Consider the following 26,021-nt stretch of genomic DNA (forward strand, 5'->3'; position numbering starts at 1 on the left):
CTTTTTTGTAAACAAAACAAACAATAGAAATCCGTTTCTTTCCAGTAACATTTACAAAAGTTACTGTTTTCTAGTGGATTTTTGTAAATATCTTGTCAAAAAAAGTCTATTTTAAGTTATATAGTATAAATCCGTTTACAAAACATTTTCAAAAAAGTTATAATTTACGTAAAAAAATAAGAAGAAGGTATCTACATGTTATTACGTGAAAAAATCAAAGAAATCTCCTTTTCTCCTTCAGAAAATGAAGTGATCCAGTTTCTCTTAAGCGATTCTCCAGCACTTGGAGAAATGACCATCCAAGAGATCGCTGAGCGATGTTATGTCCACCCGTCTACACTCATCCGTGTAGCAAAAAAAATGGGTTTTGATGGCTGGGTCAGTTTTCGTAATGCTTTTTTAGCTGAAACAGCCTATCTTGAAGGGAATTTTCAAGACGTAGATGCGAATCTTCCTTTTTCCACCACAGACGGTATTATGACGATCGCAAATAAAATGGCTTCTTTAGAACAGATGACGATTCAAGATACACTTTCTCTCATTCATCATGACCAACTGCAAAAAGCCAAGTATTTACTGCTCCAGGCAAAAAAAATCGTGATCTTCGCCAGTAACTCGAATACTTTGATTTCTCAAGATTTCATGCTGAAAATGAAGCGCATCAAAATGGATGTCACAATTGTCACCACTTTTGGTGAATCATTCTATGAAGCGTACAATTGCACGAGCGATATGTGCGGGATCCTGATTTCTTATACGGGTGAAAATAAAGTGATTCTTCGTACCGCAGAAATATTGAAACAAAATCATGTTCCAATTTTAGCTTTGACCAGTATCGGTGATTCAACGCTATCTGCAATGAGTACAGCCGCTTTGCGACTTACGACACGCGAGCGACTGTATTCAAAAATTGGTAATTTTACGATCAATACATCAATTTGTTATCTTCTAGACGTGTTATATAGTTGTGTTTTTGCAGAAAATTATCAACAGAATTTAGTCCATCTAATTTCTGTCGGTCAAAAATTCGATAAACGCCCTATCAGCTCAGCCATCATGAAAGAGCCTTTCAATTTTGAAAATAAAGAAGTGGAATAAAAAGAATAGTTAAGCCTAGTCCATTCTTCACCTAACCGTTCAGGTCAGTGCGGTGATAAGTGCATCGTCTGGCCCGACCGTCTCCCCTTGGTTTTCCAAAATATCCAAATAATCCGTGTAATTGGTGACGATCACAGGTGTTTCTAAACTGTATCCTTCCTTTTCGATTTTCTTTTTGTCGAAGCGTAGCAACAGATCGCCTTGTTTCACTCTTTCTCCTTGCTGCACTAAGCTTTCAAAATATTTCCCTTCCAACTGCACAGTATCCAATCCGACATGAATCAGCAATTCAAGCCCTGTTTCAGAAACCATTCCGATTGCATGTTTCGTCGGGAACAGGGTCATAACTGTTCCGTCAAAAGGGGCACGTACTTCTCCTTTTTCAGGGTAGATCAAGATTCCTCGACCTAGTGTTCCTTGTGCAAAAGCTGCATCCTTCGCTGCATTTAGTGGAGCGATTTGTCCTTGTATCGGTGTTTTTACAATTTCTTTACCTGATTTTTTCTGTATAGCATCTGTTTCACCTGCTTCATCCTTCCAAAAGAAAAAAGTCAGCGAAAACCCGATTACCGAAGCAATAGCAATGCCGATAAACGCTTGAAACATACCACTGGCGTCTGTTTCCGTGATGTAGTTTACCACCCCAAAAATCCCTAATCCGCCCATTGTGTAGCTGATTGTTCCAGATGCCATCAAATAGATTCCTGAAACAGCACCACCAATCATCGAGTAAATAAATGGCTTCTTCTTCGGTAAGGTGATTCCATAAATAGCCGGTTCTGTTACGCCGAAGATTCCTGAAATCACAGCTGGCATGCAAAGCGCCTTCATTTTTTGATCCTTGAACTTGAAATACATCGCCAATACCACTGCTGTCTGTGCAAAACTCGCGCCATAAACGCCTACTAACATCTGACTCCACCCATTTTGCGCTAGCTGCATAATCGCAAGAGGGATAATACTCCAATGAAGTCCGAAAATCACCAGTACTTGCCAAAGAAACCCTAGAACTGCACCATACACAGCTGGAGAAAAGTCCATCAATGCTTGGAATCCCGTGCTTAATAGATCTGTCAGTATACTGACAATCGGACCGATAATCAAAAAGCCAGCAGGAAGTGCGATTAATAACACAGAAAAAGGAACCAAAAAGGTCTGGACGACTGCAGGAATCCATTTCTTGGCAATTTTTTGGACTTGTCCGGCAAATGCGATAATGAAGATAACAGGTACGACGCTACTGGTATAACTGCTGCCCACCCATGGGATACCCAAAAATGTTTCATAAGCCGGAAGACCCAGCAAGCTATAAGGCGCAGGACTGCCATCAGGGAAACCACTTTGTAGTGCTGCTCCTTGTACAGTCGGATAACAAAGTGCTGCACCAATCACGAGCCCCACCATCGGATTCAGATGAAATTTTTTCGCTGCTGTGTACCCTAAGATCACTGGCATGAAATAAAAAATTGCATCCCCTATCCCATTCAGCATGATGTACGTACCCGATCCTTCAGTATAAAATTTGAGAAACAAGAACAAAGCATTTAATCCTTTGACCATTCCCGCTGCAGCCAAAGCACCTAAAAAAGGCTGGAAACAGCCACTTAATATGTCGATTAATCGATTGAACAGATTACTACTTGAAGAAACCTCTTCTTCTGCTTCATCGGAAATCCCGGCTACTGTCAGTACTTCTGCATAGACATCTGGCACATGATTCCCGATTACAACTTGATATTGCCCGCCGCTTTTCATGATGGTGACTATCCCTTCCATCTTTTTCAAAACATCATCCTTTGCTTTATTTTCCTCCTTTAGTTTGAAACGAAGTCGCGTCACACAGTGTGTCAAGCTACGGATATTTTCTTTTCCTCCGATATTCTTTACGATGTTTTCTGCTAATTCCTGGTATTTTCCCATTTCTATTCCCTCCAATTAATTAGTGGAAGGTTTAGCCAACTGAATGTCACTACCCTTATTTTCATACGTTCTTGTTAATTTGTCCTCCTTTTTTATTTATTTACAACGATTCTCATGCACTAAACGCGCAGTATGGATCGTTAAATACATTTTTTCATCCGTGGACATCTGGTAGTCGAAAGCACCGGTTAAAAAGTCTGCTATTTTCTCAACGCAACCAAACGTATCCTTATATTTTTTTTGAATAACTTGGAACAATTCTTCAGAAACTTCTCCATCTTCTGATTTTGCTCCATCTAGGACACGTGTCAGAAAAAAACGCAGGTGTGTGACGAATCGAAAAAAGTGGACTGAATCTTCATCAAATGTAATCTTATAGTAATAGCGGACGATATTTAAAATATCCTGTATTGTTGTGGTAAACAGGTAGGTATTATCTTGCTGGCTTTGAATGCCTTGTGCATTGACTAAATGCAATGCGATAAATCCGGCTTCGTCTTCTGATAACTTGATGTGGTATTTATCCGAGATTTTCTTCACTGTTTTTTTCCCAATGGCATACTCTTTAGGAAACAGTTGTTTGATATCATACAGCAATACATTTGGCACAAAGATCCCCATTTTTTGACGTTCGATAGCTGTATACAAGTGATCCGTCAATGAAATATACACAGAATCATTTAAATGGACTTGCAGAGCCTCTTTTGTATATTCAATGATTTCACAAGAAATTTCTAAGTACTCAAGAGGAATCGCTTGTGCCAATTCTTGGAACTGTTGTGAAAGTCCGTCATTTGTCAACTGAAATTTTTTGTCGATGCATGAGTCAAGAATCGGGTCACCCACCTTCTTTTTGAATGCCAATCCTTTTCCCATCACAATCATTTCCCGATCTCTTTCATCCCTTGTTATTACGACGTTGTTATTCAGTACTTTCTCAATCAGCATGTTTTGCTCCTTTCCATGATATATAGGGCTGTATCCAAAACAAAAAGAAAAACCCAAAAAGCCGTCCATGAAACCATGGGAGACTCATCAGGTTTAGCTTGCATCAGGCAATCACTATCCAAGTTGTATCGTTTTCTTAGGGTCTATTAGGCACTTCTGACTAGCTGACGTCGTCTTTTTTAAATCTGGTAACTACGACACTAACTCTCACAGATGAAAAATATGGGAAGCTATGTTTTATTTTCACTCTAGTGCTTAGATCAAAATGCTACTGTCACAACATCTTTTATATACCACTGCTTTGCAGTTTGTACATATCTGCATACAAACCATTTTGCGCTAGAAGTGTTTCATGATTCCCGCGTTCTACTATATGACCTTTGTCTAAAACTAAAATCAATTCTGCATCTCGAATCGTTGACAGCCGATGGGCAATCGCAATCGTTGTCCGTCCTTGTCGCATTTTCGCCAATCCTTCTTGGATCAATCCTTCTGTTTCAGTATCGATATTTGCTGTTGCTTCATCCAATACTAGAATTTTAGGATCAGTCACGATTGTTCGCGCAAAAGTGATCAGCTGTCGTTGTCCACTAGAATAGCTGGCACCATGTTCGATCACTTTTGAGTGATATCCTTTTGGTAATTCATCGATGAATTTGTTTGCTTGAACAAACTCAGCCGCATGGCGTATCTGTTCGTCTGTGATAGCTGGATTCATCATCCGAATATTTCCTGCGATATCCCCATAAAACAAGAAAGCATCTTGCAAGACCAGCCCCATTTTCTTACGTAACTCTTCCATTGGATATTCTCGAATGTCATGATCATCAATCAATATCTGACCTTCATAAAATTCGTAAAACCGCATCAACACATTGATGATCGAGCTTTTCCCACTTCCGGTGTGTCCCACTAATGCAACGGTCTCTCCCGGATTAGCAACAAAAGAGATATTGTTTAATACATTGTGCTCTCCATCATAAGAAAAGCTTACATTGCGAAACTCAATCTTACCTGAAGTAATCATTTGATCTGCTCCAGGGTTTTGTTGTGGTGCATATTCTTCCGTATCCATAATCTTCAAGATACGACTACCAGCAACCATCCCATCTGTGAAGATGCTCAAAAAGTCCATCATTTGAGACATTGGATTAAAAAATCCCTGGACATAGGTCGTAAATGCATAGATCAGTCCAACTTCTACGGGAGAATGCAACGCATCGATCCCAAACAAAGTCAACACCAACGCAATCGCCAATGCATATAGAAAATTGATGATTGGACTTAACAGAATCGAATTCGTTTTGATCATCGCATAACGCGTGTCTAAATACTCATTGTTCACTTGTTCAAATTCTTTAGCTAAACGAGCTTCTTGGCGAAACTGCTGGATAATACGCATGCCGGAAATCGATTCATTCAATTTCGTATTCAGCTGACTTAATTTTTCTCGCATATTCCGGTAAATACGAGAACTAAATTTCTGGTAATACCAGATGACGATTCCTAAAATTGGCAAGAACACCAAAGTCCACAAGGCAATTTCTCCATTGATTTGAAACATGGCAATGAATGAAGAAACGACTGCAAAGATCCCAGTCAATACCATCAAAAAGACGTACCAAAATTCAAATAGCGTTTCTGTGTCATTCGTCACTCGAGAAACGGTTGATCCTGCCGGTGTCTGATCAAAATAACGCATACCTAGTGTATGCAGCTTTTCAAATAATTTTACCCTAATATACTGATAGGTCTTCAATGAAGCCATGGAATACAAATACCATTGGAAAAACCAAATGATACTTTTTACTATAACTCCAAATAAGTACATACCAGCAAAAAACAAAATAACTTGTGTCGTAGCCGACTGTTTAGCCAGATGATCATCCATAAAAGTTTGGATGATCCTTGGCAATAGGACATTGATCACAGACAGAGCAAACGCAAATAAGATAGCAACGATGAACGTTCTTCTAAAAGGTTTGGCGAACTTCATCAGTCGTGTGATGATCTTTTTCTGTTCTTTAAGTGGAATCGATTTTGTCCATTCCGATTGATAATTTTCATCCATCAGGCCTCGCCTCCTTCTATCTTCGCTTCTAATTGCTGTTTCTCCCACATTTGTTCATACCAGCCGCCTAGTGCAAGCAGCTCATGATGGGTTCCTCGTTCAATGATTTTCCCTTGATCGACAACAATGATTTCTTTTGCATGCATCACGCTACTTAAACGGTGAGCTGAAATGATAGTTGTTTTCTCTTTTCTTATTTCTTTTAAATTATGCAAGATAGCTTCTTCTGTTTTGGCATCTACTGCAGAAAGTGCATCATCTAATATTAATAATTCAGGATTTTTGATCAATGCTCGAGCAATCGAAATCCTTTGTTTCTGTCCGCCAGATAAAGAGACTCCACGTTCTCCAACTAAGGTATCATAACCTTTTGGTAATTCCTTAATTTCATTGTTGATAAATGCTAAAGAAGCCGCATGCTCTACTTCTTCTTCTGAAAGTTTTGGATTAGAAAAACGGATATTATCTCGAATGGTCATCGAAAACAAGAAGTGATCCTGAGGCACATAGCCGATTGATCCTAATAAAGCATTCAATGAATATTCTTTGATCGAACGTCCGCCAAATTGGATTTTCCCTTGATAATCATCGTATTCACGCATCAGTAATTTGATGATCGTCGTTTTTCCCGCACCAGTTTTCCCAACAATACCTAATGTTTCTCCTTCTTGGATTGCAAACTTGATTTGTTCTAATGCTGGTGATTCTTCTTTCGGATAGTTAAAAGAGGAAATAGCTACATTCAGCTCGCCTTTTGCCGGGGTCTGCACTGCACCCAGTTGTTCCACGATATGCGTCTTTTCATGCAAAAGTTCATTGACGCGATCATAAGAAGCATTTCCTCTTTCCAATACGTTGAACAATCGACCAATCGCAAACATCGGCCAAACAAGCATACCGATATAACTAATAAATGAGACCATCTGCCCGATCGAGATCGTGCCTTCCAAGACATACTTTCCACCTAAAATAATTGTTGCAACATAAGACAGACCGATAATCAAGGTAATGAATGGATCAAATAAGGAGTCTAAAAAATTGACTCGTTTGTTTTTAATAATTGCATCTTCAATCTTTTCTTCAAAATCCGCTAGATCTTCTTTTTCTTGTCCAAATGTTTTAATGACTTTGATCCCAGTGATACTTTCTTGTGTCTTATCATTAATACTAGAAAAAGCTTCTTGCGAATCACGAAAAGCATCATGGAGTTTCGACCCCAGCACTCGTGAAGTGACGGCCAGCAAAGGCAGAGGAATCAGCGCAATCAGTGTTAAGCGCCAATCAATAAACAAAATCATCGCAATGATCGTTGTTCCACCCGGAATCACTGAATCTGCAAAGGTCAAGATACCAGCTCCTGCTACATTCTGGATCGCATTCAAATCATTCGTTGCATGAGCCATCAAATCCCCAGTCCGATATTTTTGGTAAAAGAGATTGTCCATTTCTGTAAAATGTTTGAATAACTGCTGCCGAAGTTCTTTCTCCAACCGAGCTGCACTTCCCCAAATATTCGTCCGCCAGATATAACGAAAAAGATATTGTAAAAAAGCAGCGATAATCAATAGGAAGATCCACCCGAAAATGATCTTTACTGATAAATTTTTATCGGCAATCTCATCAATGATGATCCCAATCACTTTTGGAGGAACTAACTGTACCAAGGCCACAGCGAATAGCGAGAAAACCCCAATTAAATAATGTTTCTTTTCCTGACGAAAAAACCAGCCTAACTTTCTAAAAATCGACATTTTACTCCTCCTTTGTCTTTATCAAGAGCCTAGGATTGTCTGTGCTTGTCTTTTTGCTGAATAATCTGAATAGTCTAACAAATTACGAAATAAAAAACGGACTGAAAAAATCAGCCCGTAAAAAGTCGTTGGGTCAGAACCTATTTTTTCCCTTGGTTCTTCATTTGCTGCATCATCTGGCGAATTTTCTTCTCAGATGGTTTTTGCCCCATTGACATCATCATTGATCGCAACATGTCCTCATTAACGGGAGGATTTTTTTCTAAATAGTCTTTCATATATTTACGCGCTAGGAAAAAGCCACCTACTGCGCCGATTAGCAAAGCAATAATAGCAATAAGTACGACAATACCTGTTGATAACATATAAATCTCTCCTTTCTATTTCCGAATTGCTCTCAATGACTTATTTTACTAAAGTTTATTGAAAAAAGAAAGGCGTATTCTTTAGTTTCATGCAAAAAATAGTGGTTTTTTTAGAGGAAAACAAAATTTCTTCCGTCATCTAGCAAGACGCGCCACGAAAAAAAATTAGGCATACCGAATCTTTTTCTTTAATTTTTTCTTTTTGAGGTGTAGAATGTAATCGTAGATAAATAGGAAAGGTGGTTTTTTCTTGAATAATCAATCCAACAAACAATTTCATAAGCATCGACTTATTGAACATACAAATGGTTTATCTTTAGCTGAAGTAAATGGAACAGTTGATGTACCAAAGGGGAAAAGTTTTTTTAAAACACTTCTTGCTTACTCTGGACCTGGTGCGTTAGTAGCAGTTGGGTATATGGACCCGGGTAACTGGTCTACTTCGATCACCGGAGGACAAAATTTCCAATATTTATTGATGTCAGTTATTTTGATGTCTAGTCTTATTGCTATGCTTTTACAGTATATGGCAGCAAAATTAGGAATCGTGAGCCAAATGGATTTGGCCCAAGCAATCCGAGCACGCACAAGTAAGACATTAGGTGTCATTTTATGGATCTTGACTGAATTAGCCATTATGGCAACAGACATCGCAGAAGTCATTGGTGCAGCAATCGCCCTCTACCTGCTCTTTGATATTCCATTAGTGATTGCCGTCTTTATTACTGTATTAGATGTTTTCGTTCTCTTACTACTGACAAAAGTCGGGTTTCGTAAGATCGAAGCACTGGTTGTCTGCTTAATTTTCGTCATTTTATTCGTTTTTGTCTATCAAGTTGGCTTGTCTAACCCAGATTGGCACAGTTTATTTGCTGGCTTTATCCCTAACAGCCATACATTCTCCGACTCACCTGTCATTGGTGGCGAAACTCCGCTAACTGGAGCATTAGGGATTATTGGCGCAACAGTCATGCCACATAACTTATATCTACATTCAGCAGTTTCACAAACTCGGAAGATCGATCACCAAGACGAAGAAGATGTAGCACAAGCTGTACGTTTTTCTACTTGGGACTCTAATATCCAATTGTCGATGGCTTTTCTAGTCAATGCGCTGCTATTGATTATGGGTGTCGCTGTCTTCAAAACCGGTTCTGTCCAAGATCCTTCCTTTTTTGGTCTGTATGAAGCTTTATCTGATCCATCAGCTATGAGCAATGGTATCTTGATTGCTGTAGCAAAATCTGGTATCTTGTCCACTTTATTTGCTGTAGCACTTCTTGCTTCTGGCCAGAACTCTACTATTACTGGTACGTTGACCGGTCAAGTCATCATGGAAGGATTCATCCATATGCGTATCCCGATTTGGCTAAGAAGACTGGTCACACGGTTGCTTTCTGTGATTCCTGTATTGATTTGTGTCTTGTTTACAAGTACAAAAGGAACGATCGAAGAACATACCGCTTTGAATAACTTAATGAATGAATCCCAGGTGTTCTTGGCTTTTGCGTTGCCGTTTTCGATGATCCCTTTACTGATGATGACCAACAGCCAAGCGGAGATGGGTAGCCGATTTAAAAATTCATTCATCGTAAAACTTCTTGGCTGGTTCTCTGTGATTAGTCTAACTTACTTGAACTTACGAGGATTACCAGGACAGATCGAAAGTTTCTTTGGTGAACAAGCCACTTCCGCTCAACTAGCATTGGCTGATCACATCGCTTATGTAATCATTGTTCTTGTCCTTCTCCTGTTGGCATGGACGATTGGTGATTTATATAAAGGAAACAAAAAATATGAACAACGTTTGCAGGAAACGATAGAAAAAATCGAATAAAAACTGATTTTTCCACACAAAGACCCTTGATAGTTAGGTTAAAAATCTAGCTACCAAGGGTCTTTTTATTTAGAAGATAAAGCTTTTTTCAGATTTAATTTACTGAAAACTAGCATGCTTGTTACTACGATGAATTGCGTTAACGGCACGCCTGCGCCAGTGTAGACACTTAAAAAATAATCCTTTTTTTCTGGCGCATAAGAACAAAACCACGAGACACCGAAAAGAAAAACCAATTGTGTCAGTATTAATCCGGTGACCACAATCAAAGAGGAACTATAATAGGCACGATCAGCTTTTGCAAATACGGTTCCTAGTATCATAAGTAATATCCCTGCTATTGAAGCAATCAGTAATGGTATGGACAAAACTTGGTAAATTTTTATCATGACATTCGCGACTTTTGCTGATTTTGTTAATTGGAAATTAGGTGTTCTCGGTTCATTACTATCGATCCAATTCTCCATTAGCGGAAGGTTTAATAATTCTTGAGCCTGTTTGACTTGTTCTTGCGTTCCGAAACTATAATTTCCTCCTTGATGGAAATCTTTATATCGCCATGCATAAGCGTATCCTGATTGAAGGAAATCGAATACGATTGGCAGATCACTCATCGTCTTTCCATCTCCTGATCCCATCAGATAGAACTCTTTTTTCTTTTTGATGGTTCCCTTGTGATAGGCTTCTTCTAATTCTTGGTTGACTTTTTTCCAAAAATCATTGGTTTCTTTTGCATTGTTTTGGTAATAACCAGATTCGCTTACCACATCTCGCAATGCCCAAAAGATGATATCTCCGGGTAATTCTTTTACTTTTCCACCTTGAGTCCACGCGTGAGTCGTATATAATTCGTCAATACGGGTAGAAACAGTATGGAATGTAGGAGATGCGGCTAATGCTTTATTTAGTGCAGCATGTGAGACCCATATCTCACTGTTTTCTTTATTCAAGTTCGTTTCATCATCTATTCGGATCAGTTGTTTCATCAAACGTCCAAATTCTCCACTGGAACGGTCATTGATGGTTGCAATACCGTATGTTGTCTCATTTTTATATTCGATCCACTGATAGACGATGGAAAAGCCAACTATAGGAAGTAAAAACAATGAAAGTTTCAGCCATTCCCGTTTCGAGAGAAGAAAGAGTCGTTTTTTTAACTTCTTTACTTCTTTGAAAGAAAAGTCTTGCCCTAGCAAGATCTGGACGAAACTGATACCCAAAGCTACTACAGTAAAAGGAAGAAGCCAGATAGAATCTTCGCGAATGAACCAAAAGAAAGGAAAAGCGACAGAAAGCCCTAAAAACCATGGCAGCAATTTTCTGCTAGAACCGTATTTGCGGTAATAAATAGCTAGTAAACAAGCGATAATGATCTCAACAGCCGGAATCACAAGGGCATTACGATACGTTCGAGTGGAATATTCATGTGTAAAACTAATCGGAGAAAACAAAAAATAAAAATAGATACTTAAAAGAAGATACTTGTTCTTCACGATCGGTTTAAACGCGAGTGCAACCAATATACTGGCAAAAATACTGAACATGCCGAACAAAACTGCATAAGAAAGATGCAGTTTATGTACAAGTACTAAAAATAAGCTGTAGGAGTTTCCTTTGGAAAGTGTTGTAGTCGTATACTCCCCTAGCCATTTACCGTCCAAAATATTTTGAGCATAGCGAATCAGCAGCTGGTCATCATAGGTTGCCGACATGTCTGTTCCATAGATTGCTTTACTATATAAATACAAACGAATAATTGTAAATAATAGGGCTATGCCAAGAATAAAGTATGTATGTTTCTTTTTTAGTTGGTTGATCAAGGGTTTTAAAGTGTTCAGCATCTTTTCGTCCTTCCAATCACGTTTTGCCACTTGCTTGTGAAACTTTTCGTTTTTTTACTTTTCTACCAGTATACCCTGTTTGTCTAAATTTAAAAAGAGGGGGGAGAAGATGCATGATGAAAAAGACTGCAAAAAGTACTCCTTTGTTTCTTAAACAAAAAAGGACAAGGCAATGTGCCTGGTCCTTTTTTGCTGCTGTCAGATAGAAAATCTTAGAGTATCACTTCTTCTGCTAATAACTCAGGAAACACTTCTGGATCAAATGTTTGCGCTTTGAACATGGCGATTTCTTTTCCATATGGTGCGTAAGCTTTCTTTTTATCTTTGCCGACATAGGGAGTTTCCAAGATTTTCGAAATATTGTCAAACATTGGATCATGGACGATCTTGTTCAGCGTGTCGAATCCGATTGTTCCAAAACCAATATTGGCGTGCCGGTCTTTATGCGAACCTTGCGGATTTTTAGAATCATTGATATGGAGTACTTTAAGCCGATCTAACCCGATGATCTTATCAAACTCTTCCATTACACCTGAAAAGTCTTCTTTAATATTATAACCGGCATCATTCGTATGACAGGTGTCAAAAGTAACGGATAATTTTTCATTCAATTTTACTCCATCGATGATTTGCGCTAATTCCTCAAATGTTCGACCGATTTCCGTACCTTTACCTGCCATTGTCTCCAAAGCGATTTGTGCCGTCTGTTCTTTTGTCAAAACTTCATTCAAGCCTTCAATAATTCTAGCAATTCCGGCTTCTGTTCCTGCCCCTACATGAGCACCTGGGTGAAGTGTAATTTGAGTAGCGCCTAAAGCTTCCGCACGAACAATCTCTTCTCTCAGAAATTGGACGGCAAAAGGAAACATTTCTGGTTTGATCGTATTCCCCAAATTAATGATATAAGGGGCATGAACGACGATATTTGTTAGACCGTTTTCTGCCATGTACGCTTTTCCGGCATCAATATTCATCTCTTCGATGGCTTTTCTTCTAGTGTTTTGAGGGGCGCCTGTATAGATCATAAAAGTCGAAGATCCATAACTGGCTGCTTCTTCTGCTGCTCCTAACAGCATTTTCTTTCCGCTCATGCTGACGTGTGAGCCTAATAACATGGATGGATTCCTCCTTGAAAGGCAATTGTTACTAACAATTCCTATATATTGGTAAGATGATATACAAAGAAAATGATTGATTTTTCTTTGCCCTGTTCTCCATAGTAACTGAAATTTTCTCTAAAGAAAAGCTTAAGAACTCTTTTATAAAAAAGATCATTTTCTCACGTTTTAACTCCTTTAAAAAAGAAATTCCTGCCAAAAACAGCCTTGTCTGTTTTTTTGTTCTATTATTTGCTATAATTAGCGAAATAAAACCATTAGTTGAGGTGACCCTTTTGCCACGCAAAAATACTCGAAAAAAACAGAATAGAAGAAAAAAAGAAAAATGGTTTGTTCCTAAGATTATTTTTAGAGTTTTTCAATCATTGACTGTTTTTATTACTGTTCTTCTTTTGATGTTCGCAGCTCTAGGTATTGGAATAGGCGCTGGCTATTTTGCCTATCTCGTCGAAGACACACAATTGCCGACTAAAAAAGCACTGCAGACAGAACTAGGAAACATTACAGAAACGTCAAAGATTGTTTATGCAGATAATACAGAGATATCAAAAATCCAGACAGATCTGATGCGCACGACTATTTCATCTGATAAGATTTCACCTTTATTGAAAACTGCAATTATCAGCACAGAGGATGAATACTTCGATAAACACCAAGGTTACGTTCCTAAAGCTGTTTTACGAGCATTAGTATCTGAAGCTACTGGTATTGGCTCTTCTGGTGGATCAACTTTGACACAGCAATTAGTCAAACAGCAGATCCTTACAGATGAAACAACATTCAAACGTAAAGCAAACGAGATCATTCTTTCTGCACAAGTAGAAAAATACTTTTCAAAAGATGAGATCATTGCTACGTATTTGAATGTCTCACCATTTGGTCGTAATAATAAGGGACAAAACATTGCTGGAGTCCAGGAAGCTGCAAAAGGAATCTTTGGTGTAGATGCAAAAGATGTGACGCTGCCGCAAGCTGCTTATATCGCTGGATTACCCCAAAGCCCGATCACGTATAGTCCATACACGAACACAGGCGCGCTAAAAGAAGATCTTTCTGCCGGCCTTGCCAGAAAAGATTTTGTTTTATTCAGTATGTATCGTGAAGGCCAAATTACGAAAGAACAATACGAAGAAGCAAAAGCCTATGACCTTACAAAAGACTTTCTACCACAACAAATCGCAGAACAGACTGACAGAGAATTCTTGTATTATACTGTGATGAATGAAGCAACAAGAATCATTGCACAACAATTGGCTGAAAAAGACAACGCTGATATGTCTGATTCATCGGTCAGTGACGCTTATTATCAAAAGGCACAGCAAACGATCCAAAATAAAGGATATACAATCCATTCGACAATCGATAAAGATGTCTATGCTGCATTGCAAAATGGCGTTGAAAATTATGGATACATGTTAGATGATGGTGCTGGCAGTCAAGTAGAAACCGGAAATGTATTGATGGATAACAGAACTGGCCGCATCTACGGATTCGTTGGCGGACGGAATTACAGTCAGAATCAAAATAACCATGCCTTCGATACAGAACGTCAAGCTGGCTCATCAATCAAACCAGTTCTTGTTTATGGACCTGCAATCGACATGGGGCTTATCGGATCAGAATCCCGTGTATCAGATTATGCAACAACTTGGCAAGAAGGAGAAAATGCTGGCGAGAAAATCGTCAATGCTACTAACGAAGGATCGAACACCTTCCAAACCGTCCGTGAGTCACTAGAATGGTCCAACAATATCCCGGCTTATCACTTATATCAAGATGTGTTGAATTCCGGTGGATCGAAACAATATGCTTACGAGCACTACTTGGCAAAGATGAACTACCCGGCAAATGACAATTGGGGCGTTGAATCTGCTCCTTTAGGTACAGTAGATGTCACGACGCTTCAACAGACCAACGGATTTCAGGCTTTAGCAAACGGCGGCGTCTATGAAGAAGGCTATATCATCGATTCCATCACAGATAACGCAGGAAATGTAATTTATAAACACGAAAGCAACTCTGTCCGGATCTATTCGGAAGCAACGGCATCGATCATGAATGACATGATGCGTAGTGTGATCAATGCAAAAATCACTACACCATTCAAAGATGCCATCTCAAGCTTAAACGGAAATCTAGGAAAAGCAGATTGGGTCGGAAAAACTGGTTCTACCAATGAATACCGAGATTCATGGCTAATTGTCTCTACTCCGTCTATTACCATCAGTAGCTGGGCAGGGCACGATGACAATACTGGAATGGACAGCAAAGCAAGGATACGTTCGGCTAATTATCTTGCCAATCTGATCAATCAAGCTTACCAAGCAAAACCTGACATTTTTGGCACTGATGAGAAATTCGAATTATCATCTGATGTGATGAAGAAAAAAGTATCTGGATTTACTGGTCAAACACCTGGAAAAGTTACTGTCAATAAAAAATCCATCCAAACACCAGGAAAAACAGTTGAATCGCTATGGGCGAAAAATGGACCGAAGAAAAGCGCCTTTAAATTTGGCGTTGGCGGTACCGATGAAAACTATACAGATTACTGGAACACCGCTTCAGCTTATGCAAGAGCGAATCAAGCAACTAAAGAATCAGATGAGAAAGATGATTGATTTAATAGAATACACAGTAATAAGGGATTGTGACAATAGTATTGTCACAGTCCCTTATTTTTTTGATGGTGGTGAACAAAATGCAGCATCTATACACGGATTGTTTTATATACGATAAATGTAATTTCAACCACTTTCTCTCTTTTTTAAGACACAAAAAAAGGATTATAACAAAATTTTGTCATAACCCCTTTTCCCAAATAAACGGTGTTCTCCTGCCAACTCCGAATCACGAGTCACAATATTCATCAAACATGAGATGCTGTTTTTTGAAATTGCTCCTTGTAACGCAGAGTTAAACGGCAGGCACACAACCTCTGAATGGTTGTCCTTTTATTATTTTGTAGATCCTTTTTCTTCGATTCCATAAGGCAAGATAATCGTTTTTTCTTCGACTTCTTCTTTATTCATCATTTTCGTCAATAGGCGCATAGATACCGCCCCTAAATCGTATAATGGTTGTGTGATACTTGTTAAACGAGGACGAGCTACTTCTGTCAGTAGTGAATTGTTACTTGTGATGATTTCGAATTCTTCCGGTACTTTCACGCCACGGTCTAATAAACCATCCAAAATACCGATGGCTAATTCATCATCTGAAACATAGACAGCTGTTGCACCGCTATTATGGATCCGATCGACTAGAGATAGACCATCTTTGAAGTTGTATTGTGCTTCAAAGATCAATCCTTCGCTATATGGTAGGTTATTTTCGCTTAATGCTTCTTTATAGCCTTTCAGACGATTTTGTCCATTGATGGGATCGATCAACGCACCACTGACAAAAGCGATTTTTTTATTGCCGCTTTTTGCCAATTTGTTTACTGCATCTTTTGTTGCGGATACATAATCAATGTTTACGCTACCTACTTGTTCATCTGGATCAATAGAGCCAGCTAATACAACAGGAGTTTTTGAACGTGAAAATTCTCCACGGATTTCGTCTGTGATATGGTGACCCATGAAGATCACGCCGTCCACTTGCTTAGCCAGTAAGTTATTCAATACATTGACTTCTTTTTGGTCGTTGCCATCTGAATTTGCTAAGATAATATTGTATTTGTACATTGTTGCCACATCATCGATACCACGTGCTAAAGAAGCAAAGAACATATTGCTGACATCAGGGATGATTACACCAACTGTTGTTGTTTTCTTACTTGCCAAGCCACGCGCAACTGCGTTTGGACGATAATCCAAGCGATCGATAACTTCCAAGACTTTTTTTCTTGTTGCTGGTTTAACGTTTGGATTGCCATTTACGACACGTGAAACAGTAGCCATCGAAACATTTGCCTCTCTCGCTACATCATAGATAGTGATTGTTTGCTTTTCCATTTGTGTTCTCCTATTCATATTTTATATGTTTTCTGAAAATACGTCTTACATTTCTAAAATAGAATATCAAATAATCTCAAGAATTGCAACCGTTTTATCTCTGTTTTCATGAAAATTTTTACTTTTTTCAGTTTTTAGAACGTTGGTCTTTTAATAAATCAGTGGTACAATTATTGAATACAAAATTAATTTAGAAAGTAGGTTGCCAAATGAATAACGTAAAAATCAATGAACTACGTCAATGGATGGCACAACACCAAGTCGAATTGGCTTATATCAGCGACCCTGGCCACATCGCTTACTTTTCCGGATACGAAAGTGATCCTCATGAGCGTGTACTAGCTCTTTTTATCCCTCTTGAACAAGATCCTTTCCTTTTCACTCCTGCTTTGGAAGTTGAAGATGCTCAAAACAGTAGTTGGGCGTATGATGTCCGTGGCTATTTAGACAGCGAAAACCCTTGGGAGATCATCGGAAAAGAACTTCGTGCTCGCTATGGTCAGCCTGGCAATGTAGGGATTGAAAAGAACGCCTTGACTGTCGAGCGCTTCGATGCTATCTCTGATATCTTGACGGGAACGGATTCTTACACTGATCTAACTTCCATCATCCAACGTCTACAACTGATCAAAACTCTAGAGGAAAAAGACAAACTGATCGAAGCTGGTAAATGGGCCGATGTTGCATTTGAGATTGGCTTTAAAGCAGTGAAAGAAGGCGTGACTGAACAAGCGATCATTGCAGAAATTGAATACCAATTGAAAAAACAAGGTGTTTCACAAATGTCTTTCGACACATTAGTCCTTGCAGGAGCAAATGCTGCAAGCCCTCATGGTACACCAGGAAACACGAAGATTTCACCGAATGAACTTGTGTTATTCGATCTTGGCGTTGTTTGGAATGGCTATTGCAGTGATGCTACTCGTACAATTGCTTATCAAAAACCAACCGACTTCCAAGAAAAAATCTACAACATCACTCTTGAAGCACAGCTTGCCGCACAAGAAGCCGTCCGTCCAGGTGTGACAGCAGGTGAACTTGATCAAATCGCACGAAACGTGATCAACAGCTATGGCTACGGCGAATATTTCAATCACCGTTTAGGTCATGGGATCGGAACAACCGTCCACGAATTCCCTTCCCTTGTAGAAGGAAATGACTTAGTAATCGAAGAAGGGATGTGCTTCTCTCTTGAACCAGGAATCTATATTCCTGAAAAAGTAGGGGTACGTATCGAAGACTGTGTATATGTGACAAGCGATGGCTGTGTGCCATTCACGACTACACCAAAAGAATTACTTGTTTTAGAAAAATAAGAGTAAAAAAGGTGAGAGCTAGTCCGCTCCCACCTTTTTATTCTATAAATTTGTGATTTTAGTGATTTGTAGATGAATCTGTCATTGTATCTTTTATTTCTTTTTTAGCTTCTTTCGCATCTTCTTTTGCCATTTTCATCATTTCTTTTGTGTCATCTGCAACTGGTTTTGCTTCTGACATTCCTTCATTGACAGTATCTCCTGCTTTACCAGCAGCGTCTTTTACATCAATCATGATATCTTCTGAAGTATCTTTAGCAATACTTCCTAATTCATCTGCAGGTTTTTTCATATCTTCTGCCGTTTTTTTGAAACGATTAGATAAATCAGCTGATTGTTCTTTAAGATTTAACAAGATATCGTCAGATTCACTTCCTGCTTCATCTGCTGATTCACTTACTTTTTGTTTGACACTACCTGCTAGATCACCTGCTTGTTGAGAAAGATCTTGCGCTTTTTCTTTTGCAATACCTGTTAACTCAGTCGATTTTTCTTTCGCCATATCTGTGTAATCTGAAGCCATATCCATCAAATCATCCGCTTGGGCAGCTAATTCATCCCGAAGTTCTTTACCAGATTTTGGTGCTAACAATAACGCGGCGATTGCTGCGGCTGTTCCTCCGACTACTGCACCTAATAAAAATCCACCTTTTTTAGCCATTTTTATTTTCCTCCTGTCGTTTCAGTATGTTTTTTGTTTTTAAAAAATTTCATCGCTGTCCCACCGACTTTTCCGGCAACCGTCGCTTTAGCTGTCGTTTTACCGATTCCGCCGACTTTCGTCGCGATGTTTTTACTAGAATGATTAAGTTCTGATACACTTTCACTTAAATCAGCAACTGCTGTGAACAATGGATCGATCGTTGCGACTTTTCCATTGATATCCAAGAGCAGTTCATTACTTTTGACCAGCAAGCCTTCTACTTGTCTAGACAAAAGATCTACGTCTTTTGTGACGATTTCGATCGTCGTATTTGCTTCTGCTACAGTCTGATCTACTTTTTCTAAAGTTTTAGAAACTTGCAACAACACACGAACGATAAAAACGACAAGTATCGCAAAGGCGATTGCTGCGATCAATCCTGCAATTTCTCCTCCTGACATGATCAAACTCCCTTCTTGTCTCTCTTTTCTATAAGGATAGCATTTTCGTGTTTTTTAAACAAATAAAAACGAGCTTCAACTACTTTTTATTCAATTAGCAGCTGAAGCTCGTTAGAAAAAAGGGTTATTTTTTCTTTTCTTCTTTGATTTCTGTTATTCCTTTTGGATTATGATCGATCTTGCTTCCTTCTGCTTCTAATGTTTTACCTAAAGACAGGATGTACTCACGTAAAGGTGCACCTACTTCTGGATGTGTTAGACCATATTCAATGCTTGTTTTCATAAAACCAAATTTGTCACCGACATCGTAACGTTTACCTGTGAATTTACGGGCAAATACGCGTTGTGTTTTATTCAATGTATCGATTGCGTCAGTTAGTTGGATTTCATTTCCGGCTCCTGGTTGTTGCTCGGACAATACATCAAAAATTTCTGGAGTCAATAAGTAGCGTCCAATAATAGCTAAATCACTTGGTGCTTTGCTTGGATCTGGTTTTTCAACAAAGTTTTTGACATTGTATAACCCATCTTCCAATACTTCTCCTGGATTGATAATTCCGTATTTTGAAGTTTCATCATGAGGAACTTGCATAACGGCGATCGTAGAAGCATGAGTACGTTCGTAATCATCGATTAATTGCTGTGTCAATGGTACTTCGTCTTCCATGATATCATCGCCTAGCATAACGACAAATGGTTCATTTCCAATAAAGGCTCTTGCTTGAAGAACGGCATGTCCTAAACCCTTTGGATGAGATTGACGGATGAAATGCAAGTTGACATCTGTCGTTTCTTCTACTAATTTCAATAATTCGGTCTTTCCTTTTTCACTTAGGTTTGTTTCTAATTCAATATTTGAATCAAAGTGATCTTCGATTGGTCGTTTAGCTTTTCCTGTAACGATCAAGATGTCTTCGATTCCTGATTTCAACGCTTCTTCAACGATGAACTGGATTGTTGGTTTATCAACAATTGGCAACATTTCCTTTGCCATAGCTTTTGTTGCTGGTAAAAATCTTGTTCCTAATCCTGCTGCTGGAATAACTGCTTTTTTGACTTTCATATACATTCGCTCCTTCAAAAAATTGTTAATGAGAATTCATTTTCTTTTTTCCCATCACGTAACATGATTTCTTTTGCGGCTGTTTTGATTTCTTTTTGTTCATACAGCACTTCATAGATTGTTTGAGTGATGGGCATTTCGATTTCCATCATTTGGGCTAGTTCCATCGCTGCTTGGGTAGTATTCACACCTTCAACGACCATTCCCATATTGGCTAGCACCTCTTCTAGGGGCTGCCCTTGTCCTAACAAGTTGCCTGCGCGCCAGTTCCTAGAATGAACACTTGTGCAAGTAACGACTAGATCGCCTACTCCGCTTAATCCGATAAAGGTCAGCGGGTTGGCACCCATTGCTACACCTAAACGGCTGATCTCAGCTAATCCGCGCGTCATGATTGCTGCCTTTGCATTATCGCCAAACCCTAAGCCGTGAATAGCGCCAGCACCAATAGCAATAATATTTTTCAAAGCTGCTCCCATCTCTACACCGATCACATCAGGATTGGTATAGATCCGAAAATAATTATTCATGAACAGCTCTTGTACATATTTTGCTGCTTTTGCATCTGTACTTGCAGCTGTGATCGTAGTGATGTCATGTTTCGCTACTTCTTCTGCATGGCTTGGTCCAGAAAGAACAACAACAGCTTTTCTTTTTTCTGCTGGGATTTCCTCTAACAAGATGTCAGAGATCCTTTTATGTGTTCCCTGTTCTAATCCTTTACTTGCATGGATGATCACTGGCTTTGTATTCAATTTAGGCACTAGTTCTTTTGCAACAGAACGTATTGCTTTCGTTGGAATGACGAATAGCACCGCATCTGCGTCTTTTACTGCATCTTCCATATTGGTGAATGCTTGGATGGAATCGGGTAGACAATGATCTGGTAAATAACGTTGATTCGTGTGTTGGGTGTTGATTTCTTCTACTTGTGAAGCACGATGTCCCCAAATCCGAACGTCATGTCCGTTTTCGGCGAGGACTTGTGCCAAAGCAGTACCCCAAGAGCCTGGTCCTAAAACCGCTACTCTATAATTCATTTTACCACTCCTGAAATTTTTTTCATTTTTAACGCTCTAAAAATCAGATAATTTGTTGATTTTTTCCTAATGAGCGGTCATAATCCGGTAAATTTCCTTTTTTTCTGCGCCAAATAAATAGAATCAATGTACCGACAAATAACACAGCAGATAATAATTGAGAAATACGGATCACACCTAAAAAGTAAAGACTGTCTGTACGTAATCCTTCAATAAAGAAACGCCCGAAACTATACCACATTAGATAACATAAAAGGACTTCACCTTTTTTCAAAAGGTGTGGTTTCTTTCGTAAAAACAAAAGCAAAATAAATCCAATCAAACTCCAAAGTGATTCATAAAGAAATGTTGGTTGACGATAGATCCCTTCGATATACATATTATCAATGATGAATTGCGGTAAATGCAGACTTTCTAAGAAGCTTCGCGTCGTGTCTGGTCCATATGCTTCGTGGTTCATGAAATTTCCCCAACGACCGATTGCTTGTGCTAATAATACACTTGGTGCAGCGATATCTAAAAAAGTCCACAAAGAAATAAAATGATATTTAGTAAAAAAATACAGCGTGATCGCGCCTGCAATCAGTCCGCCATAAATAGCTAAGCCTCCTGAACGGATATTGAATATTTGGATTGGATCAGCTATATACTGGGGAAGATCAAATAAAACATAATATAAGCGAGCGCCAATAATGGAGATAGGCAATCCCCACAACATAAAATCTGTCACATCATCTGCTTTTAATCCTACCCGAACAGCCTCTCTGCTGCTAAGCCACATGGCGATAATGATACCTGATACGATGATCAATGCATACCAGTAGATAGGAATCCCTACAAGCTCAAAAGCAACTCGATTGATTTGTGCTAACATATTGTCACTCCTTGCTAGTCGTTGCCTGAGTTTTCTTCAATCAAGCGACTTAATCTTTCTTCAAATGTTTTCGTTGCGTCAAAGCCCATTGTACGTGCACGGAAATTCATCGCGGCTACTTCAATGATGATTGCAACGTTTCGTCCTGTTTTGACAGGGATTTTTATTTGTGGAATGCCTACTTCCGCGATTTCAACGGTCGTGTCTTCAGAGCCCAGACGGTCGTATTTCTTATCTTTTGCCCATGCTTCCAGATAAACAGCCAACTGGACTTGCATAGAGCCACGTACCGCACTCGCACCAAAAAGATTCATTACATCAATGATCCCGATTCCTCGGATTTCAATCAGATGTTCCAGGATTTTAGGCGGTTCTCCGATCACCGTTAATTCATCTTGCTGATAAACATCTACTCGATCGTCTGCGATCAATCGATGACCGCGTTTGATCAACTCCAACGCTGTTTCACTTTTTCCTATCCCACTGTCACCTTGAATCAGTACACCTAATCCGTAAACATCCACTAAAACACCGTGGACACTTGTTCGAGGGGCAAGGCGACCATCTAAATAACTGGATAATTCTCCTAATAAACGAGAAGTTGAGATGGGAGAACGCAGTACAGCTATCCCATTTTCATTTGCTGCCTGGATCATTTCTTCTGGAGCTGGTAATCCTCTTGAAATAATAAATGCGGGCATATCTTCACTACATAATCTTCTCATGATGATCAAACGCTCTTCTGGGATCATCCGTTCCGCAAAACTGATTTCTTTACTGCCAAATAGCTGTAAACGATTATGGGAATAATAATTAAAATAACCAGTCAACTCTAGTCCTGGGCGTGAGATGTCCCCAGTTACGATGACACGGCCTAAGCTTTTCTCGTCGCCTGTCACGATTTCCAAAGATAATTTTTTCACTAATTGGCTAACTTTTACAACTTCTGACATTCATGCTACCTCATTTCTATTAGAGTGTTCTCTATCATTTTATCATTGTCTAGCCAAAAGTACTACCAATTAAAAAAAACGTTTTTATTTAATTACCAATGTAATAGAAAACGCATTCCTGATTCTAAATAAAAAAACTGCGCCGATAGTTCGGCACAGCTTTCTTTTATTTTCTACTGTTATGTTCGCTGACAATTACATTGACAAGCGACATCAAGATAGCTACTAACAACGCTGCACCGAATGAAGAAAAACTAAAATGTTCTGCTCCCACAAAAAAGGAGGTCATTTTAAGAATCGCTGCATTGATAACAAACGTAAACAATCCCAATGTGACTAATGTAAAGGGCAGGGACAGTATCGTCAAAATCGGTTTGACAAACATATTCAACACAGACAATACGAAGCTGGCAAGAACGGCCGTCCAAATACTGCTCACATGGACCATCGCAGGAAAAAGAACAGCCAATGATATGAATGTTAACGTATTAACTAAAATACGTTGAAAGTACGACATTAAAAGTCACTCCATTCGTCATCATCGATTTTTTCCGCTTCTTTGCGTTTTTTTGTTTGTTCACGAGTTTGTTCACGATAATTGTTTTTTTCATAATATGCATTGTTATGTCCATAGTTTGTTCGTGCAGAACGCGCAGATGGGATAATCAAAGCTAATAAAATGTATAAAATGATTGGACTTCCAAAAGCAACTAAGCTCAGGAATACATAAAGCACACGGATAACAGTCGGATCAATCCCGATGTATTCTCCTATTCCTGCTAAAGTCCCTGTCAAAACAACATTTTTATTGGATTTTGTCAACTTTTTTTTCATCATGTCTCACCTCTGTTCTACTATTTTAAATGAAGAAAATCGTTGTGACAACCTTCTTCTTAATCGGTGTCTTTTTGCAAAATTCTCGGTCACAAATTACCATATTCATAAAACGTGACGAGCTTTTTTTGAAATTATTCCTTGTGACTCGGCGATAATTGGCAAGTTCATAATCTCTTGGTAAACGGTGTTCAAGAGATAGCCTATCGGCAATAAGGCACAATTTTGTAAAATAGGGGAAGCTATTTTACAAAATCGCTTCTTATTGCTCAAGGCTGAACATCTCTTTCACAACCTCTTTATTTATCTGTATCTTTTAAATAGATACTTCCTGTTGTCGTTGAAAGTTGCACTTGCGCGATTTCACCATCTGAAACACGACGGAATTGCAACATTTGGTTTGTCCGTTCTTTTTTCTCACGAACTACTTCGTAATTGGACAGACGGCTGTTGATACTTCCAAGACTTGTTTTAGCATGTCCTTCCAAACCGATGCCATCTGGTAAAGCGACTTTGACATTTCCGTTCACTGAACTTGCTTCTACTTTTTTCAAATTATCTTCTTTAATCGTAAGACGTACATCACCATTTACCAAAGACACAGAAAGGTTTTCTGCTGTCGCACCAAATGTCACTGTACCATTTACTGTTTCGATAATAGAATCTAAGATGTTCCCGTTTCGAATATCGATATTGCCGTTTACACCTTCTACTTCCAGCATCGTTGCAGTTAATTGGTCCACGATGATGTTACCATTCGTAGATTTTGTATAAATATCTTTAGCTTCCAATGTTTCAATCATGATGTTGCCATTTAGAAGTTTAATAGCTGCGTGGTCGTATACTCGTTTAGGTAAGTAGAAAACAAGGTCTGCACGCACACGTTTATTTGGAATTTGGAAGGAGATATGATCTTCATTAACCTCAATCTGGCTCCGTTCAGAGAATGCTTCAAATGGTTCAGCACCCATTTTTCCGTAAAGTTTGATCTTAGCTTCAACTTTCACATCGTTGCTGTCCCACGTTTTTAACGTCACGTTTCCGTTTGCTGCCTTGATATCAAGGATACTTGCTGCAGGAGCTTCATAGTAAAATTCATGCTCAAATTTCGTTGTCGCAATCCCAGGGACACGCAAGCTGACATCTTTCCATTCCATGTTGTCATTCACTGTTTCTGAAACAGTTTGGAATGTTTTCTTCAAGAATTTTCCTAACTGTGATCCAGCTTCTGACATTTTTTCGCCTACTTGATTCAGTGTATCTGTTGCTTGATCTTTCCAATCATCTGGCAATTCAAACTTATCAGTAAACGTTTCTTTTTTCTCAGACCATTGATTCTTACGGATATCTTTTAATTCTGCTTCTAATTTCAATTGTTCTTCTAACAGTGTATCGCCACTAGCTTCTAACTCTTTGATTTCTGCTTCTAACGTCTGACGCTGTGCTAATTCTTCTTCTGTCAACTCGCCTAATTCTTCTTTTGTATTCAGCTGCATCAATGCTTCCTGTTTCTCATTGCGTGCTGCCTTATTGTCAGCGAATTGAGCATTTACTTCATCTAGACGCGCCGAAGTTTTATTCGCTTCAGTTGCTAGTTCATCTAAGATCTTTTCTAAGTTTTCTTGATCTTGTCTTTCTCTTTCCTTTGGATCAACTGGCTCAGAAATTTCTTCTTCGCCGTTTTCAAGTTTATCGATCAATTGACTTGCCTGATCTTTTTCTTTATGACTAGCAGTTACCTTGTCTGCTTCTTTTTTGATTTGCTTTTCGTCTTTTTCAGTTGCCATGCTTTCTAATAAATCTAAGCCTTCTTCAGTCGAAAGGATTCCTTTTTTCACTAAATCTAAAATACGTTCTCTTTCTTTCATGGAAATTGCCTCCTTAAGCAAAATTGTTTGCAAGCTTTTCCTTACATCCATATTATGCACT

Annotated in this window: 21 protein-coding genes; 4 read left to right on the plus strand and 17 right to left on the minus strand. The window is 38.9% G+C overall.

Features of this window, described 5'->3' with window-relative positions; all coding sequences use genetic code 11:
* Window positions 1–195: 195 nt before the first annotated feature.
* The gene (locus OZ002_RS05750; protein WP_002289172.1) at window positions 196–1,098 is read left to right on the plus strand and encodes a MurR/RpiR family transcriptional regulator; all 903 of its coding nucleotides are present in this window, start codon (window positions 196–198) and stop codon (window positions 1,096–1,098) included.
* Between the two features lie 39 nt (window positions 1,099–1,137).
* Here the strand turns inward: OZ002_RS05750 and OZ002_RS05755 are convergent, their stop codons facing one another.
* From OZ002_RS05755 to OZ002_RS05775, 5 genes are all read right to left on the minus strand, one after another.
* A complete protein-coding gene (locus OZ002_RS05755; RefSeq protein ID WP_002334135.1) occupies window positions 1,138–3,018 on the minus strand; it encodes a beta-glucoside-specific PTS transporter subunit IIABC in 1,881 nt (626 codons plus the stop codon).
* 96 nt (window positions 3,019–3,114) lie between these two features.
* Window positions 3,115–3,966, minus strand: a complete 852-nt coding sequence (gene licT, locus OZ002_RS05760; protein WP_002327764.1) for a BglG family transcription antiterminator LicT — start codon at window positions 3,964–3,966, stop codon at window positions 3,115–3,117.
* 286 nt (window positions 3,967–4,252) lie between these two features.
* Window positions 4,253–6,037, minus strand: a complete 1,785-nt coding sequence (locus OZ002_RS05765) for an ABC transporter ATP-binding protein (protein WP_002377427.1) — start codon at window positions 6,035–6,037, stop codon at window positions 4,253–4,255.
* Window positions 6,037–7,788 carry an ABC transporter ATP-binding protein gene (locus OZ002_RS05770; RefSeq protein WP_325082917.1) on the minus strand — a complete coding sequence of 584 codons (1,752 nt, stop codon included), beginning with the start codon at window positions 7,786–7,788 and terminating at the stop codon, window positions 6,037–6,039. Before OZ002_RS05770 ends, OZ002_RS05765 begins: the two co-directional genes overlap by 1 nt.
* 140 nt (window positions 7,789–7,928) lie before the next feature.
* Entirely contained in the window at window positions 7,929–8,153 is a 225-nt protein-coding gene (locus OZ002_RS05775) for a YneF family protein (protein ID WP_002294955.1), read from the minus strand.
* 250 nt (window positions 8,154–8,403) lie between these two features.
* On the opposite strand from OZ002_RS05775, the gene OZ002_RS05780 reads away from it, so the two are divergent.
* Complete coding sequence (locus tag OZ002_RS05780) at window positions 8,404–9,990, plus strand: Nramp family divalent metal transporter (protein WP_325082918.1); 1,587 nt, start codon at window positions 8,404–8,406, stop codon at window positions 9,988–9,990.
* Between the two features lie 65 nt (window positions 9,991–10,055).
* Here OZ002_RS05780 and OZ002_RS05785 read toward each other — a convergent pair whose 3' ends face one another.
* Both OZ002_RS05785 and OZ002_RS05790 read right to left on the minus strand, forming a co-directional pair.
* The gene (locus OZ002_RS05785; RefSeq protein ID WP_325082919.1) at window positions 10,056–11,831 is read right to left on the minus strand and encodes a glucosyltransferase; all 1,776 of its coding nucleotides are present in this window, start codon (window positions 11,829–11,831) and stop codon (window positions 10,056–10,058) included.
* A 212-nt stretch (window positions 11,832–12,043) separates the two neighbouring features.
* Window positions 12,044–12,946 (minus strand): deoxyribonuclease IV, encoded by a 903-nt coding sequence (locus OZ002_RS05790; RefSeq protein ID WP_002300683.1) that lies wholly within the window; start codon window positions 12,944–12,946, stop codon window positions 12,044–12,046.
* Between the two features lie 278 nt (window positions 12,947–13,224).
* Between OZ002_RS05790 and OZ002_RS05795 the strand changes: the two genes are divergently transcribed.
* Window positions 13,225–15,570, plus strand: a complete 2,346-nt coding sequence (locus OZ002_RS05795) for a transglycosylase domain-containing protein (protein ID WP_002296135.1) — start codon at window positions 13,225–13,227, stop codon at window positions 15,568–15,570.
* Between the two features lie 336 nt (window positions 15,571–15,906).
* Here OZ002_RS05795 and ccpA read toward each other — a convergent pair whose 3' ends face one another.
* Window positions 15,907–16,908 (minus strand): catabolite control protein A, encoded by a 1,002-nt coding sequence (ccpA, locus tag OZ002_RS05800; RefSeq protein ID WP_002291653.1) that lies wholly within the window; start codon window positions 16,906–16,908, stop codon window positions 15,907–15,909.
* A gap of 209 nt (window positions 16,909–17,117) precedes the next feature.
* Between ccpA and OZ002_RS05805 the strand changes: the two genes are divergently transcribed.
* Complete coding sequence (locus tag OZ002_RS05805; RefSeq protein ID WP_002296134.1) at window positions 17,118–18,224, plus strand: aminopeptidase P family protein; 1,107 nt, start codon at window positions 17,118–17,120, stop codon at window positions 18,222–18,224.
* Between the two features lie 58 nt (window positions 18,225–18,282).
* Here the strand turns inward: OZ002_RS05805 and OZ002_RS05810 are convergent, their stop codons facing one another.
* The 9 genes from OZ002_RS05810 to liaX form a co-directional block, all read right to left on the minus strand.
* Complete coding sequence (locus tag OZ002_RS05810; protein WP_002294968.1) at window positions 18,283–18,885, minus strand: YtxH domain-containing protein; 603 nt, start codon at window positions 18,883–18,885, stop codon at window positions 18,283–18,285.
* A 2-nt stretch (window positions 18,886–18,887) separates the two neighbouring features.
* Window positions 18,888–19,328, minus strand: coding sequence for a DUF948 domain-containing protein (locus tag OZ002_RS05815; protein WP_002289575.1), 441 nt, complete (start codon window positions 19,326–19,328; stop codon window positions 18,888–18,890).
* 124 nt (window positions 19,329–19,452) lie between these two features.
* Window positions 19,453–20,391: a UTP--glucose-1-phosphate uridylyltransferase GalU gene (galU, locus tag OZ002_RS05820; RefSeq protein ID WP_002289574.1), complete on the minus strand. Its 939-nt coding sequence runs from the start codon at window positions 20,389–20,391 to the stop codon at window positions 19,453–19,455.
* A gap of 14 nt (window positions 20,392–20,405) precedes the next feature.
* The gene (locus OZ002_RS05825; protein WP_086273058.1) at window positions 20,406–21,431 is read right to left on the minus strand and encodes an NAD(P)H-dependent glycerol-3-phosphate dehydrogenase; all 1,026 of its coding nucleotides are present in this window, start codon (window positions 21,429–21,431) and stop codon (window positions 20,406–20,408) included.
* A gap of 43 nt (window positions 21,432–21,474) precedes the next feature.
* Window positions 21,475–22,305 carry a prolipoprotein diacylglyceryl transferase gene (lgt, locus tag OZ002_RS05830; RefSeq protein WP_002289570.1) on the minus strand — a complete coding sequence of 277 codons (831 nt, stop codon included), beginning with the start codon at window positions 22,303–22,305 and terminating at the stop codon, window positions 21,475–21,477.
* 14 nt (window positions 22,306–22,319) lie between these two features.
* Window positions 22,320–23,258, minus strand: a complete 939-nt coding sequence (gene hprK / locus OZ002_RS05835; RefSeq protein WP_325082920.1) for an HPr(Ser) kinase/phosphatase — start codon at window positions 23,256–23,258, stop codon at window positions 22,320–22,322.
* A 166-nt stretch (window positions 23,259–23,424) separates the two neighbouring features.
* Window positions 23,425–23,775, minus strand: coding sequence for a phage holin family protein (locus tag OZ002_RS05840; protein ID WP_002289566.1), 351 nt, complete (start codon window positions 23,773–23,775; stop codon window positions 23,425–23,427).
* A complete protein-coding gene (locus tag OZ002_RS05845) occupies window positions 23,775–24,095 on the minus strand; it encodes a PspC domain-containing protein (protein WP_002294972.1) in 321 nt (106 codons plus the stop codon). The genes OZ002_RS05840 and OZ002_RS05845 overlap by 1 nt, the downstream gene beginning before the upstream one ends.
* Window positions 24,096–24,391: 296 nt before the next feature.
* Window positions 24,392–25,960 (minus strand): daptomycin-sensing surface protein LiaX, encoded by a 1,569-nt coding sequence (gene liaX, locus OZ002_RS05850; protein ID WP_002289495.1) that lies wholly within the window; start codon window positions 25,958–25,960, stop codon window positions 24,392–24,394.
* Window positions 25,961–26,021: the final 61 nt, after the last annotated feature.

The sequence above is a fragment of the Enterococcus sp. E4-150 genome, assembly GCF_035726465.1.
Lineage (GTDB): Bacteria > Bacillota > Bacilli > Lactobacillales > Enterococcaceae > Enterococcus_B > Enterococcus_B faecium.

Bases quoted from the DNA above. Each gene is read 5' to 3' on its own strand.
- OZ002_RS05825 (WP_086273058.1), bottom strand. From the start codon at position 21,431: ATGAATTATAGAGTAGCGGTTTTAGGACCAGGCTCTTGGGGTACTGCT.
- OZ002_RS05790 (WP_002300683.1), bottom strand. From the start codon at position 12,946: ATGTTATTAGGCTCACACGTCAGCATGAGCGGAAAGAAAATGCTGTTA.
- galU (WP_002289574.1), bottom strand. From the start codon at position 20,391: ATGAAAGTCAAAAAAGCAGTTATTCCAGCAGCAGGATTAGGAACAAGA.
- ccpA (WP_002291653.1), bottom strand. From the start codon at position 16,908: ATGGAAAAGCAAACAATCACTATCTATGATGTAGCGAGAGAGGCAAAT.
- lgt (WP_002289570.1), bottom strand. From the start codon at position 22,305: ATGTTAGCACAAATCAATCGAGTTGCTTTTGAGCTTGTAGGGATTCCT.
- OZ002_RS05845 (WP_002294972.1), bottom strand. From the start codon at position 24,095: ATGATGAAAAAAAAGTTGACAAAATCCAATAAAAATGTTGTTTTGACA.
- OZ002_RS05785 (WP_325082919.1), bottom strand. From the start codon at position 11,831: ATGCTGAACACTTTAAAACCCTTGATCAACCAACTAAAAAAGAAACAT.
- OZ002_RS05765 (WP_002377427.1), bottom strand. From the start codon at position 6,037: ATGGATGAAAATTATCAATCGGAATGGACAAAATCGATTCCACTTAAA.
- licT (WP_002327764.1), bottom strand. From the start codon at position 3,966: ATGCTGATTGAGAAAGTACTGAATAACAACGTCGTAATAACAAGGGAT.
- OZ002_RS05775 (WP_002294955.1), bottom strand. From the start codon at position 8,153: ATGTTATCAACAGGTATTGTCGTACTTATTGCTATTATTGCTTTGCTA.
- OZ002_RS05815 (WP_002289575.1), bottom strand. From the start codon at position 19,328: ATGTCAGGAGGAGAAATTGCAGGATTGATCGCAGCAATCGCCTTTGCG.
- OZ002_RS05805 (WP_002296134.1), top strand. From the start codon at position 17,118: ATGAATAACGTAAAAATCAATGAACTACGTCAATGGATGGCACAACAC.
- OZ002_RS05750 (WP_002289172.1), top strand. From the start codon at position 196: ATGTTATTACGTGAAAAAATCAAAGAAATCTCCTTTTCTCCTTCAGAA.
- OZ002_RS05840 (WP_002289566.1), bottom strand. From the start codon at position 23,775: ATGTCGTACTTTCAACGTATTTTAGTTAATACGTTAACATTCATATCA.
- OZ002_RS05755 (WP_002334135.1), bottom strand. From the start codon at position 3,018: ATGGGAAAATACCAGGAATTAGCAGAAAACATCGTAAAGAATATCGGA.
- OZ002_RS05810 (WP_002294968.1), bottom strand. From the start codon at position 18,885: ATGGCTAAAAAAGGTGGATTTTTATTAGGTGCAGTAGTCGGAGGAACA.
- hprK (WP_325082920.1), bottom strand. From the start codon at position 23,258: ATGTCAGAAGTTGTAAAAGTTAGCCAATTAGTGAAAAAATTATCTTTG.
- liaX (WP_002289495.1), bottom strand. From the start codon at position 25,960: ATGAAAGAAAGAGAACGTATTTTAGATTTAGTGAAAAAAGGAATCCTT.
- OZ002_RS05770 (WP_325082917.1), bottom strand. From the start codon at position 7,788: ATGTCGATTTTTAGAAAGTTAGGCTGGTTTTTTCGTCAGGAAAAGAAA.